At 40.8% G+C, this 12,843-nt stretch carries 18 protein-coding genes and 1 riboswitch; of the genes, 15 read left to right on the top strand and 3 right to left on the bottom strand.

Annotation, left to right across the window (positions count from 1 at the left end; translation table 11 throughout):
* Positions 1-256: 256 nt before the first annotated feature.
* On the bottom strand, positions 257-1,468 hold the full coding sequence (locus tag MHH61_RS00590; RefSeq protein ID WP_125587277.1) for an MFS transporter: 1,212 nt from the start codon (positions 1,466-1,468) through the stop codon (positions 257-259).
* Between the two features lie 272 nt (positions 1,469-1,740).
* On the opposite strand from MHH61_RS00590, the gene MHH61_RS00585 reads away from it, so the two are divergent.
* From MHH61_RS00585 to MHH61_RS00555, 7 genes are all read left to right on the top strand, one after another.
* Positions 1,741-2,322: a TetR/AcrR family transcriptional regulator gene (locus MHH61_RS00585; RefSeq protein ID WP_125587278.1), complete on the top strand. Its 582-nt coding sequence runs from the start codon at positions 1,741-1,743 to the stop codon at positions 2,320-2,322.
* Positions 2,323-2,534: 212 nt separating this feature from the next.
* Positions 2,535-2,771 carry a DUF2164 domain-containing protein gene (locus MHH61_RS00580; protein WP_024422853.1) on the top strand — a complete coding sequence of 79 codons (237 nt, stop codon included), beginning with the start codon at positions 2,535-2,537 and terminating at the stop codon, positions 2,769-2,771.
* Between the two features lie 229 nt (positions 2,772-3,000).
* The gene (locus MHH61_RS00575; RefSeq protein WP_008344451.1) at positions 3,001-3,345 is read left to right on the top strand and encodes a hypothetical protein; all 345 of its coding nucleotides are present in this window, start codon (positions 3,001-3,003) and stop codon (positions 3,343-3,345) included.
* Between the two features lie 108 nt (positions 3,346-3,453).
* A riboswitch (FMN riboswitch) is annotated at positions 3,454-3,595 on the top strand.
* 253 nt (positions 3,596-3,848) lie between these two features.
* Positions 3,849-4,499 (top strand): riboflavin synthase, encoded by a 651-nt coding sequence (ribE, locus tag MHH61_RS00570; RefSeq protein ID WP_025093036.1) that lies wholly within the window; start codon positions 3,849-3,851, stop codon positions 4,497-4,499.
* 11 nt (positions 4,500-4,510) lie between these two features.
* Complete coding sequence (gene ribB, locus MHH61_RS00565) at positions 4,511-5,137, top strand: 3,4-dihydroxy-2-butanone-4-phosphate synthase (RefSeq protein WP_080652974.1); 627 nt, start codon at positions 4,511-4,513, stop codon at positions 5,135-5,137.
* 26 nt (positions 5,138-5,163) lie between these two features.
* A complete protein-coding gene (gene ribE, locus MHH61_RS00560; RefSeq protein WP_029706184.1) occupies positions 5,164-5,628 on the top strand; it encodes a 6,7-dimethyl-8-ribityllumazine synthase in 465 nt (154 codons plus the stop codon).
* Between the two features lie 113 nt (positions 5,629-5,741).
* On the top strand, positions 5,742-6,095 hold the full coding sequence (locus MHH61_RS00555; RefSeq protein WP_024422850.1) for a GNAT family N-acetyltransferase: 354 nt from the start codon (positions 5,742-5,744) through the stop codon (positions 6,093-6,095).
* A gap of 24 nt (positions 6,096-6,119) precedes the next feature.
* Here the strand turns inward: MHH61_RS00555 and MHH61_RS00550 are convergent, their stop codons facing one another.
* Positions 6,120-6,644: a DUF309 domain-containing protein gene (locus tag MHH61_RS00550; RefSeq protein WP_087977149.1), complete on the bottom strand. Its 525-nt coding sequence runs from the start codon at positions 6,642-6,644 to the stop codon at positions 6,120-6,122.
* 90 nt (positions 6,645-6,734) lie between these two features.
* On the bottom strand, positions 6,735-6,827 hold the full coding sequence (locus tag MHH61_RS00545) for a YjcZ family sporulation protein (protein WP_012010430.1): 93 nt from the start codon (positions 6,825-6,827) through the stop codon (positions 6,735-6,737).
* Positions 6,828-7,036: 209 nt separating this feature from the next.
* Here MHH61_RS00545 and MHH61_RS00540 point away from each other — a divergent pair, with 209 nt between their 5' ends.
* The 8 genes from MHH61_RS00540 to resA all read left to right on the top strand — a co-directional run bounded on the left by MHH61_RS00540 (position 7,037) and on the right by resA (position 12,842).
* Positions 7,037-7,795: a segregation/condensation protein A gene (locus tag MHH61_RS00540; RefSeq protein WP_024422848.1), complete on the top strand. Its 759-nt coding sequence runs from the start codon at positions 7,037-7,039 to the stop codon at positions 7,793-7,795.
* Positions 7,785-8,378 (top strand): SMC-Scp complex subunit ScpB, encoded by a 594-nt coding sequence (gene scpB / locus MHH61_RS00535; protein ID WP_024422847.1) that lies wholly within the window; start codon positions 7,785-7,787, stop codon positions 8,376-8,378. The genes MHH61_RS00540 and scpB overlap by 11 nt, the downstream gene beginning before the upstream one ends.
* Before the next feature lie 113 nt (positions 8,379-8,491).
* Complete coding sequence (locus MHH61_RS00530) at positions 8,492-8,971, top strand: YpuI family protein (protein ID WP_024422846.1); 480 nt, start codon at positions 8,492-8,494, stop codon at positions 8,969-8,971.
* A gap of 112 nt (positions 8,972-9,083) precedes the next feature.
* Positions 9,084-10,235 carry a D-alanyl-D-alanine carboxypeptidase family protein gene (locus tag MHH61_RS00525; RefSeq protein ID WP_024428069.1) on the top strand — a complete coding sequence of 384 codons (1,152 nt, stop codon included), beginning with the start codon at positions 9,084-9,086 and terminating at the stop codon, positions 10,233-10,235.
* A complete protein-coding gene (locus MHH61_RS00520; protein WP_024428070.1) occupies positions 10,223-10,810 on the top strand; it encodes a nucleoside recognition domain-containing protein in 588 nt (195 codons plus the stop codon). Before MHH61_RS00525 ends, MHH61_RS00520 begins: the two co-directional genes overlap by 13 nt.
* Before the next feature lie 4 nt (positions 10,811-10,814).
* Entirely contained in the window at positions 10,815-11,351 is a 537-nt protein-coding gene (locus MHH61_RS00515) for a spore maturation protein (protein ID WP_024422843.1), read from the top strand.
* A gap of 135 nt (positions 11,352-11,486) precedes the next feature.
* Positions 11,487-12,221, top strand: a complete 735-nt coding sequence (gene rluB / locus MHH61_RS00510) for a 23S rRNA pseudouridine(2605) synthase RluB (RefSeq protein ID WP_024422842.1) — start codon at positions 11,487-11,489, stop codon at positions 12,219-12,221.
* Positions 12,222-12,311: 90 nt separating this feature from the next.
* Complete coding sequence (gene resA / locus MHH61_RS00505) at positions 12,312-12,842, top strand: thiol-disulfide oxidoreductase ResA (RefSeq protein WP_024422841.1); 531 nt, start codon at positions 12,312-12,314, stop codon at positions 12,840-12,842.
* Position 12,843: the final 1 nt, after the last annotated feature.

The raw sequence follows: 12,843 nt of genomic DNA, 5'->3' as shown, positions 1-12,843 counted from the left end.
CACCGCTTAATCGCGGTGTTTCAGCGTATAGACAAACCCTTGCATTCGGTGTCAGGTCTGCGCTCCGGTACTCACGAATGTTAAATTCGCTCCGTTCCAGTGCTCGCCCTTCCTAGACTTCAAAGGTTTTCAAACACGCTGAAAAGAAGACAAAGGGCTAAAATCAAGTTCATTTTAGCCCTTGTCAACAATAAAAAACACCGCTTAATCGCGGTGTTTTTTTATTTTGTTTGTGAGACGACTGTGATTTGTTTCGTTAGGTGATGAACCAATACAAAATGGCTAAAGCGCTGATAGAGGCACCAAAGAGACATACTCCGCCCCAGCCATAGGTCGCGTATATACTGGTTGAAACAATTGAACCGGTCGCACTGCCGATGGAGTAAAAAATCATGTAAGCCGCAGTAAGCCGGCTTCTCGCCTCAGCCCGTACTGTAAAAATCATACTCTGATTGGTCACATGAACTGCCTGCACAGATAGGTCAAGAAGGATAATGCCAATGACTAATGCAATAAGTGAATGTTCAGTCAAACTGATGAAAAACCATGAAATGAATAATAGGACAAGGGCTATACCAGTTGTGAACTGTCCAAAACCTCGATCAGCAAGGCTGCCAGCCCGAGCAGCCCCTAACGCTCCGGCTGCTCCAGCAAGACCAAATGCGCCAATTGCAGTATGTGAAAGAGAGTATGGCGGAGTACTGAGAGGCAGTACGAGTGAAGTCCATAACGTACCAAAGACGATAAAAATCAGAAGAGCCAAAATCCCACGGATGCGCAGGATTCGTTCTTGTATGAACAATATAAACATTGAACGAAGCAGATGAACATAGGATAATGACTCTCTTTTGCTGTCATCACGCGGGAGCACTCGGAACAATACGCCAGTTAGGATAAGCATGATGACGGCAGAAACAAGATAAACAGACCTCCAGCCAGCAAAATCGGTTAATACACCAGCAAAGGTTCGAGCGAGAAGAATGCCGGTTACGATTCCACTTTGCACCAAGCCGACTATACGGCCGCGTTCTTCTGGAGCAGCCCAACTTGCTGCAAACGCAACGAGTACCTGAGTGACTACAGCGAGCAGTCCGACCACTGCTAATCCTAGAAATAGGACAGTGACGATAGGAGCGATGCCGACTAGAATGAGGGCAAGCACAGATAAAAGCATCTGACCGATAATGAGCCGTCGTCGATTCAACAGATCACCAAGCGGTACTATCAGTAGCAGCCCCGCCGCATAACAAAGCTGAGTAATCGTAATGACAATACCAATGGATGAATACGTGATACCGAACTCGTCAGCCAGTGAATCTAGTAACGGTTGTGCGAAGTATATGTTTGCAACAGCCATCCCGCACGCTGCTGCAAAAAGTAGTGCCATATAGTGACTCATCTTTGATTCAGGTTTTAATCGGAAATTCATATCAGGATGATCTCTTGGAGTCATTTTATCTTTAACCATTCATTGCATCCTCTCCTTTTTATACTAAAAAGTATAATATATCGATCGGTATAAAATGATTCCTGTTAATGATAACCAACGAAATGTTTTAAAGTCAAGAGTTTCATCCGGTCATTCTAAGTTGATCTTGAAAGCAGAAAGACAGTTTGACAATTTTACATGAATAAAATAAAATTATAATGTACTGATTGGTAATAAAAAATGATATCCTTACAAATAAATGAATAATTGTTTTGGTGAAATGATTTTATTGTTGAAAAGAGGAATTGAGGATGGTTCGACAGCGTGAGTTTGATGAGGAAAAAGCGTTGGATGATGCAATGGTGCTTTTTTGGGAAAAGGGGTATAGAGCTACAACGTTAAGCGATTTGACTGCAAAAATGGGAATACAGCGGCCAAGCTTATACTCAGCCTTTGGAGATAAAGAGGAGTTATTTGAGGCTGCATTACGTAAATATACAAAGCAGCATGCAGCCCGTATTCGAACAAAACTTCAAAACAATCAATCTGTAAAGAAAGCATTTCATACTTTATTTACAGGTGTAGTGGAAGAGGAATATAGGGATGGCCCGAGTAAAGGCTGTTTTTGCATTAATACGATAGTGGAACTTGCTCCACACGAAGAGAAATTTGAAATTCTGACAAGAGAGCATCAGATGTATCTTTCGGTCATATTTGAAGAAAAGATTGTGCAAGGTATTCGCTCGGGTGAGCTTGAAAGCAGCTTGAATGCTAAAGCCTTAGCACAGACACTGGTCGTTTCTTTCATCGGGCTTACCGTCCTCATGAAGTCACGTCCAGAGCGTTCATTTGTAGATCATTCTGTAGCGACGATCCTATCCATTTTAAAATAAAATGGACAACACGCTATGACAGCTTCCATGAAAAAATCATACAGCATAGTGAAAGCGTATTTGATCCATTACATCAAAATACGCTTTTTCTTATAGGGCAGTCATGCACAGAATGTATTTTTATGATATGATAGGAGAACAAACATTCGTATTTGCGGGGTGCCAGCATATCAGATGCAAATGAAGAAATTGGAAAGAAAGAAGGGGATACTTTGAAACCACTCACAAAAGAAGAGAAAAATCAAATGACGATGGCCATTCAGCGTTATTTTGCTGAAGAACGAGAAGAAGAGATTGGTGAATTAGCAGCCATTAATATACTAGAATTTATCACAAAAAACCTTGGAAGCTACTACTATAATCAAGGGGTTCGCGACAGCCGCAGCATCGCTGTTCAGCGGTCACAATTGTTAGAGGAAGACTTATTTGCACTCGAAAAAAGAATATAATGAAAAGCTTGCAGTATGGTGTGTTACGAACTAATAAACAGAAAAAAGACCCCCTTAATAAAGAACGCATATTCGTATCATATGTAATGATTAAGAGGTGGAACCAAAGGGCCATCTGAATCGTTATATAAGTAACCATTAATGAAAATCAGCTTTTTTGGTTTTATTTCAATAAAAGAAGGAATAAAACATACAAATAGGCGAAGTGCAGATGATGGAGGTTCTAAATATGGGGAAAATTAAATTAAAAATTGCGATCTTATTTGTTTTACTGCTTTGTTTAGGCGCAGGTTATTTATACATGAATGGCATGAAAATTGAAGATGTGCCAACAGCCATTGGCGAAAGCTTAACAAATAATGATAAAGATTACACCATCTATGAATATACCATTACGAAAATTGATGGAGATGAATATTACGGTCAAGCGAAGAATGGCACAAAAATCATTTTTAATGGTAAGAAATTTGAAGATGATGTGGCTGATCTGAAAAAAGGCGATCGTATTAAAGCCTACTTTAGTAATGAAAAAAGAATAGATGGACTGATAAAAGTAGTAAAAGTCGTAAATTAACATGTCTCCTTTCCTATAAGGAGGCTTTTTTTGTGTGAAGAAATCTTGATTGTTGCATTTGACAACAAGGATCGCTATAATAGCCCCTAAGGACAGCTAAATATCGATTGTATCCTTCGGGGCAGGGTGAAAATCCCGACCGACGGTAATAAAGCAAATGCTTTACAGCCCGTGACCCGTTAATTTATTAACGGTTGATTCAGTGAAAAGCTGAAGCCGACAGTGAAAGTCTGGATGGGAGAAGGATAAAGAAAGCTATGAACGAAAAATATTTGTTGATCATAGTCTTATTTCTGATGCAAAAAAACCACAGCCCCGGAATTTTTTCCGGGGCTTTCTGTATGATTTTGTCGTTAATAGACTGCATGCAGTGTTTATTAGGTGATCCCTCATCTACCTTGTATGGACCATAAAAAGCGACGAAGGTGCTCAATCGATCACATGTCCCTAACATCGCTTTTTTTAAAAGTGAGAAATACAAATGAAACGAAAGGGAGGATCACATGTTTACGGGGATAATTGAAGAAGTTGGCACCGTTCAGTCATTAAGTAAAAAGTCAGCAGATGCCATGGAAATTGTCATTACATGCAGCCGTGTGCTGGAAGATGTTCACCTCGGAGACAGTATTGCCATTAATGGAGTATGTCTCACAGTCACTAGCTTCACAAAAGAACAGTTCGCGGCAGATGTGATGCCAGAGACGGTCAAAGCGACATCGCTGGATCAGCTGACACTAGGCAGTCCAGTGAATTTAGAGCGAGCCATGTCCTCAAATGGACGATTTGGCGGCCATTTTGTCTCAGGCCATGTTGATGGAACGGCTGTCATTACCCGGATAGAAAAGAAGAGTAATGCCATTTACTATGATTTAAAGATGAACAAGACCCTCACAGATATGCTCACCCAAAAGGGTTCGATCGCAATAGATGGTGTCAGCTTGACCATTTTCGATTTGCGAGATTCACATGTCACAGTCTCTATTATTCCTCACACGCTTGAAGGAACTATTTTCCCGACTAAATCTATGGGGGATATCGTGAATATAGAGTGTGACATGATCGGTAAATACATTTATCGCTTTATAACAAAAGAGCAGAGCGAAAAACAGCCATCTCGATTGACCCCATCATTTCTAAAAGAGCACGGATTCTAGGAGGCGATTGTATGTATCATTCCGTTGATGAGGCAGTAAATGCCCTTAAACAAGGAGAAATCATTATCGTAGTGGATGATGAAGACAGAGAAAATGAAGGAGACTTTGTGGCACTTGCTGAGCATGCCACACCTGAGGTGATTAACTTCATGGCTTTACATGGAAGAGGCCTCATTTGTACGCCAGTCCATGCGTCGATCGCCAAACACCTGAATTTGCATCCAATGGTTGAACATAATACGGATGCACACCATACAGCGTTTACAGTAAGCATCGACCATGTGACAACGACGACTGGTATTAGTGCTTTTGAGCGCTCCACGACTATGCTGGCCATGTTAAATAAAGACGCAAAACCAGAAGAGTTTGCCCGACCAGGACATGTTTTTCCGCTTATTGCAAAAGAGGGCGGCGTACTAGAAAGACCAGGTCATACAGAGGCGGCGGTTGATCTTGCTAAACTGGCAGGCTCAGAGCCAGCGGGTGTCATATGTGAAATTATGAATGCAGATGGATCAATGGCGCGCGTCCCTGAACTAAAGGAGATCCAAAAACAGCATGATTTAAAGATGCTGACAATCGAAGCATTACAGACATATTTAAACAACAATCGAACAGCCGCTATTGAAACAAAATAAAAATCACAAAGAAGGATGATCAACATATGAATACAATACAAGGCCATGTAGTAGCAGAAGGACTAAAATTTGCAATCGTTGTAGCGAGATTCAATGATTTTATTACAAGTAAACTGTTAGATGGAGCAGAAGATACATTACTCAGACACGGAGCAAATGGTGATGATATCGATGTTGTGTGGGTACCAGGCGCTTTTGAAATCCCGTACATGGCAAAAAAATTAGCAGAAACCAAAAAATATGATGCAGTCATCACACTTGGAACCGTGATCAGAGGCGCAACGACTCACTATGATTATGTTTGTAATGAAGCTGCTAAAGGAATTGCTCAGAGTGCTATGTCAACAGGGGTACCGATTATCTTTGGTGTACTCACAACAGAATCTATTGAACAAGCCATTGAAAGAGCTGGTACAAAAGCAGGAAATAAAGGCAGCGAATCGGCTGCAGCTGCTATTGAAATGGCGAATCTCAATCGAACGTTCTCTTAATTTAGTGAAAAAGAGTTTAAAAACGGTATAAAAATGTTTATAATGTGTGATGAGCAAATGAATCATAAGACATTTGCTGGAAATTAGGATAATTTGAATATTGAGGGGTATATATGTTAATTCGTTACAAGAGGTCTTTTGAAAAAATTGCCATGGGGCTTCTGTCCTTTATGCCGGGTGAGAAAGACGTCAAACAGCTTCAGCAGACGATGAAGTCATATGAAATGGATGAAGATCGGCAGCTGTTCCTATGGAAAGATGGCGAGGATATTGTAGGTGCTATTGGTGTGTTGAAAACAGACGACCAAGTACAAATTGAGCATATTAGTGTGAATCCATCCCATCGTGATCAAGGAATCGGCAAGGAAATGGTTTTAGCCGTGGAAGAAATATTTAAAACCAAAACACTCATTCCAAATGAATTAACGCAAGGCTTCTTTCATAAGTGTCACAGCGAATCAAATTAAATATCACACATGTAAAAGCAGAGGCTACAGTCCTCTGCTTTTTTTACGTTCAATCTGCTTTTTTCGTTCCAGCAAAACTTCTGTCCGGTCACGGAGTCTATGTTTTTCGATTAAAAATGTATGGGATAAGTTGCTTTCCTGTCCAAAGAGCAGTCCTTCTTTTTTGGCCATTTCTTGGCATAAAGAAAGAAGTGCTTCATCTTTGATTGGCAGCATCACACTTTCATAGGGCATATCTTCATCCATTTTCTTTTTCAGCATTCTCAGAAGCATCAGAAATGCCTCATCATCCAGACCGAGATTCGATAATACTGAACGGTTTGCTTCTAACAAATGAAGACTGTTAGAAATAAGCCGTTTTGCTCCTTTTCCATTTCCCCGCCTTTGATGATACAAGGCAACAGCGAGCTGGATGAGCCCGACCCAATATTCTTTGCGCTGCTCAGGGGGATCTTCTTTCCAATATTCCTCTAAAATTTCATGACACTCAAAATAATCTCTTGTCGTATGAAATTCGTGTAAAAAAGCCACGTACGCTTCAGGATACACAGCGGTCATCTCCTTTTCCACTCTCAGTCTAACATATCGAAAAGAAAAGAAGAAAGAGCGTCCCTTTAGTGAAAAGGACGCTCTGTTTCTTTAATAAACCCAAGCCGCGCCAACGATGATCAGCAAGATGAAAAGCACGACAATAAGCGCGAATCCTCCGCCGAAGTTATAGCCATCTCCCATAATGATACGGCCTCCTTTTTCATCAGTTCTGATTACAATGGTATTCTATGTATAAATGCCCTTATTGGTATGGGCGGATCCACTGTTTTTCTCGATTTGCCTAAGGCATCATGGCCGAAATTATATTGGACGAGAGCTTTATCCTGTCTTATACTAAAGGTTAGCCGGTGAAACGGTACTTAGAAGACAGTAGAAATGGTGAGAAAAAGATGCTGGAATATCAGGTGAAAATAGATTCGTTCGAGGGTCCTTTGGACTTGCTTTTACATTTAATTAACCGGTTGGAAATTGATATTTATGATATTCCCGTCGCTAAAATTACGGAGCAGTATTTATTATATGTCCACACGATGAGGGAGCTTGAGCTCGATGTTGCGAGCGAATATCTGGTCATGGCTGCAACCCTCCTGAGTATTAAAAGCAGAATGCTTCTTCCGAAACAAGAGGAAGAGCTGTTTGATGAAGACCTGCTCGAAGAGGAAGAAGACCCTCGAGAAGAGCTGATTGGCAAATTAATTGAATACCGCAAGTATAAAAATGCAGCACAAGAACTAAAGGAACGCGAAGAAGAAAGGCAAAATGCCTTTACAAAACCACCGAGTGATTTAAGCGAATTTGCAAAAGAATCAGAAGCGAAGGACACAAATTTACACGTAACGGTGTATGATATGTTAGGTGCGTTCCAAAAGGTATTAAATCGAAAGAAAATAACGAAACCAGCACCATCAAAGATTACAAGACAAGAAATCCCGATTGAAGACAAAATGAATGAGATTATGAACCATTTAAGAAAAACAAAAAAGCGGACCAATTTCATGACTCTATTTCAACATGATCAAAAGGAACACCTTGTCGTGACGTTTCTTGCTGTTCTCGAATTGATGAAAAGTCATCAAATCATGCTAGAGCAGGAAGGGAACTTTGAAGACATTTATATCATAGGGAGTGAAACGATTCATGACGCTTGATATCGTGAATTGGAAAGCCATCTTAGAAGCGCTGCTGTATGCAGCAGGTGACGAAGGCTTAACAAGAAAACAGCTCATGTCTGTTCTTGAAGTAGATGAGTCGGTATTACTCGACATTATGTCTTCCGTAAAGGAAGAATATCAAAAACAAGAACGAGGGATTGAGCTCATTGAATATGCAGATTCATATATGCTGCTGACGAAAAAAGAATACAGCATGTATTTAAAAAAATTAGTCGAGACACCATCCAAGGGTTTGTCGCAGGCAGCGCTGGAGGTGCTTGCCATTGTTTCTTATAAACAGCCGATTACACGCAGTGAGGTAGAGGAGATCAGAGGAGTCAAATCAGAGCGGGTACTTCATAGCTTAGTAGCCAAAGCACTGCTCTGTGAAGTAGGACGTGCCGATGGTCCGGGACGAGCGATTCTGTATGGGACAACCCCTACCTTTTTAGAGCAATTTGGCTTAAAGGCTTTAGATGAATTACCGCCGCTTCCAGAGAATGTAGAAGCAGATGGAGTACAAGAAGAGGCCGATCTATTTTTTGAAAACTTCAATCAAACATTTGAAGACATAAAATAGTTCAAAAGAATGAAAAATGTATGATAAAATATAAAAAAGATTTTAGGTCTAAAATCTTTTGATGACAGATAAAATGGTGACAAAGCCATGAGGGGAAGGTAAACACGAAACAAATGGCACATATGAATGTAAAGGCTCAAGTTGATCAAGCAGGCGTCTTTTTATCAAAGGTTGCAATTGAAATGAATGGTTTTCTGAACGAAACCACCTTATCAAGCTTGAAACGATTAAACCCCGAAGCGGAAGCCTATTATTGTGACATATTGAGTACATTACGGAAGCTTGCAGTGTACAGCGAGGATGCAGCAGCAGTTTGCAGGAAAATGGGCCAGCAGCAGACATTCCCGCAGCAAGCCGCACAGCAGATGCTCCACCGTATTTATCATCAATGTATTGAAGAATTTTTCACGCCTAAAAAGGATACATGGTATGAAGACAGCCGTTCGGCCTATACAGGAAAAAGCAGCATTGTTTTTCACCATGAAGTATCCGCTGATATGAAACAATTATTTTCTTCATTAGAAAAAGACTTTTTAGCGATGAGAGAAGAGCTGGAATATACGACTTCTCATCAGCAAGTGAAAATGGTATAAGCAATTTGAAGAAGCGCCTCTATATGTAGAGGCGCTTTTTTTATGGACGAGGCATCATAACTTTTTCAGCTGAGCATACACTTGTACAAAACGGACAAGGACGTGAATGAACATGCCCTATTTAAAAATTGGAACAGCAGTCCTTCTTCTATTTACACTCTTACTGCCTTTTTCCTCACATGCCAAAGCAGACATTTCATTATCAGTGAGTGCAAGAAGCGCCATTTTAATAGATGGACAGTCAGGCAGAGTCCTATTTGGAAAGGACGAGCACGAAAAAAGAAGAATCGCCAGTATTACAAAAATCATGACGGCTGTATTAGCCATTGAATCAGGAAAAATGAAAGATACCGTCAAAGTATCAAAACGTGCGATTCAGGCGGAGGGGTCATCCATTTATTTAAAGGAAGGGCAGAAGGTGAGCTTAGAAGATTTGACATACGGGCTCATGCTGCGTTCTGGAAATGATGCAGCTGTTGCCATTGCAGAGCATGTTGGCGGCAGCTTAGAAGGATTTATCTTTATGATGAACCAAAAGGCGGCTGAACTAGGAATGGAGAATACGAATTTTCAAAATCCGCACGGACTCGATGATCATAAAAATCATTATTCATCAGCCTATGACATGGCGATCCTAACAAAATACGCGATGAAACATAAACAATATCAAAAAATTGCCGGTACAACTTTCTATAAAGCGAAGACAATGGAAGGCTATTGGAAAAATAAAAACAAGCTGCTCACCGGTTTATACGAATATTCCACTGGAGGGAAAACAGGATATACAAAGCTTGCAAAACGAACACTTGTCTCCACCGCTGCAAAGGGTGATGCTCAGCTGATCGCTGTGACCATTAATGCACCTGACGACTGGAAGGATCATATTTCTATGTTTGAATATGCATTTGATCACTATAAAACGTATGTGCTTGCTGAAAAAGGAAGGCTTGCTTCGTTAAAAGGGACCTTTTACGAAAAAAAAGCGTTTATCAAGCGTGATGTGGACTATTTTTTAAATGAAGATGAGAAAAAACTTGTCAAAATTGAAACGGAAATGCTCACCCCTGAAAAGAAGTGGAAAAAAAACGCCGAAGCCATCCCAGATGTTGTAGGAAAAATGACGATTTTGTTAGATGGACAGGTGATCGAGCAATTACCGATTTTTTATGAAAATAAACGAAACCGCATGCCTCAAAAAAGCTTTCAAGAAATGTTTAAGTCTGTCTTTCAGACATCTATAGGCGGATCTTCATGGTCAATCTAATTTGGGTATTTCTCACTGTCATCGGTCTTGTCTATGCGATGTTTAATGGAACGATGCAGGAAGTGAACGAGGCTGTATTTAAAGGCTCAAAAGAAGCGGTTACTATTTCAATTGGTTTGATTAGTGTCCTCGTTTTTTGGCTCGGGCTCATGAAGATTGCCGAAGAGGCAGGGCTGTTAAAATTCTTTAGTAAATTGTGCCGGCCTTTTATTTCAAAGCTATTCCCAGATATTCCGCCTAATCATCCTGCAATGGGGTATATTTTGTCCAATCTCATGGCGAATTTCTTTGGTCTCGGGAATGCCGCTACACCGCTTGGGATTAAGGCGATGGAGCAGATGAAAGCATTAAACGGCGGAAAAAATGAGGCAAGCCGTTCTATGATTACATTTCTAGCGGTCAACACATCCTCTATCACACTTGTGCCAACAACCGTCATTGCAATAAGAATGACCTATGGGGCAGATCAGCCAACAGACATTGTAGGGCCAACCATTTTAGCAACACTCATTTCAGGAATCGGTGCAATTATCATCGATCGTTATTTCCACTATCGCAGAAGCAGGCGGGGGTGATCTTGTGGCATTTATTAACTGGCTGTCACTTGCTTTGATTCCACTGATCATCGCAGGAATTTTGATTGCTGGAACCATTAAAAAGGTACCAACCTATGAAACATTTGTGGAGGGAGGAAAAGAGGGCATTCAAATTGCCTTTTCAATCATTCCCTATTTAGTCGGTATGCTTGTAGCCATTACGATATTCCGTGCATCAGGTGCGCTTGATTTTGTTATGGGACTATTAAAACCAGTCTTTACAGCGATTGGTTTCCCGCCAGAAGTCGTGCCGCTTGCGTTTATTCGCCCGATATCAGGAACGGCTGCACTTGGAATGACATCAGACTTAATAGCGACGTATGGCCCAGATTCTTTTATTGGCCAGCTTGCAGCTGTCATGCAAGGGTCAACAGACACCACCCTTTACATTTTAACGGTCTATTTTGGAGCAGTTGGGATTAAAAAAATGGGAGATGCGCTGAAAGTAGGTTTGCTAGCAGATCTCATTGGTGTCATTGCCTCTGTGATTATCGTCAGTTTGTTATTTAGCGGCGCCTAATCAGGCGCTTTTTTGTATTTCATGGATGGAAAATCGCTTTTTAGCTGAAATTAGACAGACGAAACGCTTATTTTTCCACGAATGCTTGTTTGTTTTAAGTCAAGCAAGTAAGATAGTACATGAGGTGAAAGACAAATGGAACGTTTACAGAAAGTAATTGCACATGCCGGCGTCGCTTCAAGACGAAAGGCTGAAGAATTAATTAAAGAAGGACGAGTTACCGTTAATGGTCAAACAGTGACAGAGCTCGGAGTGAAAGTGGGCTCTTCAGATAAAATTGAAGTCAATGGATTAAAGCTTGAAAGAGAAGAACCGGTTTACTTTATGCTTTATAAACCGCGCGGCGTCATTTCGGCTGCCGAGGATGATAAAGGACGCAAGGTCGTCACAGATTTCTTTGATGATGTCCCGCAGCGTCTTTATCCAATCGGCCGGTTAGATTATGATACGAGCGGTTTGATTTTGATTACAAATGATGGGGAATTTGCCCATAAGCTCATGCACCCGAAATACGAAATTGATAAAACGTATGCAGCGAAGCTAAAAGGCATTCCATCAAAAGAACTGCTTAGAAAGCTAGAAAAAGGGATCATGTTAGATCATAAAAAAACAGCACCTGCTCGTGCGAAAATGCTTTCTATTGATAAACGAAAGCAAACTTGTATTGTTCAATTAACCATTCACGAAGGCAGAAACAGACAGGTGCGCCGCATGTTTGAAGCGATTGGACATGATGTGTTAAAGCTAAAAAGGGAGCAATATTCGTTCCTTCATATTGAAGGTATGAGACCAGGAGACCGCAGAGAATTGTCTCCGCATGAAGTAAAGCGCCTGAGAGCAATTGCCGATCATGGGAAAAGCGCTTTTTAATTTTCACATAAACTTCAAAAAATGAAGAAGCATCAAAAGAAGGAGAATGCTATAATTTACCTGAATGTCTATGGGGAAGGGGTACTTCAGATGAAAAAAAGACGGTTTTTCATACGGACGGGCATTCTCCTCGTGATGCTTGCTGCACTATGTTATACAATGTATAACTCAGTATTTGCCAAACAGGATCGAGTCAAAGAAGGATCTATTGCGCCAAACTTTGTCCTTCAATCTGTCGATGGGGATCGGATTGAGTTAAAGGACTTAAAAGGCAAAGGTGTCTTTCTTAATTTTTGGGGTACATGGTGTGGACCGTGTAAACAAGAATTTCCTTATATGGCGAATCAATATGAAGTGTTCAAGGATCGCGGTGTGGAAATTGTTGCAGTCAATGTTGCGGAATCCAAGATTGCCGTGAAAAATTTTATGGAATCCTATGGCGTGAATTTTCCTGTTGCCATGGACAAAGATCGTCAAGTGACAGAGGCATATGATATTACGCCGCTGCCAACCACATTTTTAATCAGTCCTGAAGGCAAGGTAATCAAAGTCATAAAAGGAACGATGACAGAACGTAATGTCTATGAATATATGAATTTGATTAAACCAAAGGGGTCATAGA

The organism is Bacillus sp. FSL K6-3154, from assembly GCF_040869395.1.
GTDB lineage: Bacteria > Bacillota > Bacilli > Bacillales > Bacillaceae > Bacillus > Bacillus safensis.
Note: the sequence above shows the minus strand (reverse complement) of the source record. Positions and strands in the feature narration are given on the sequence as shown.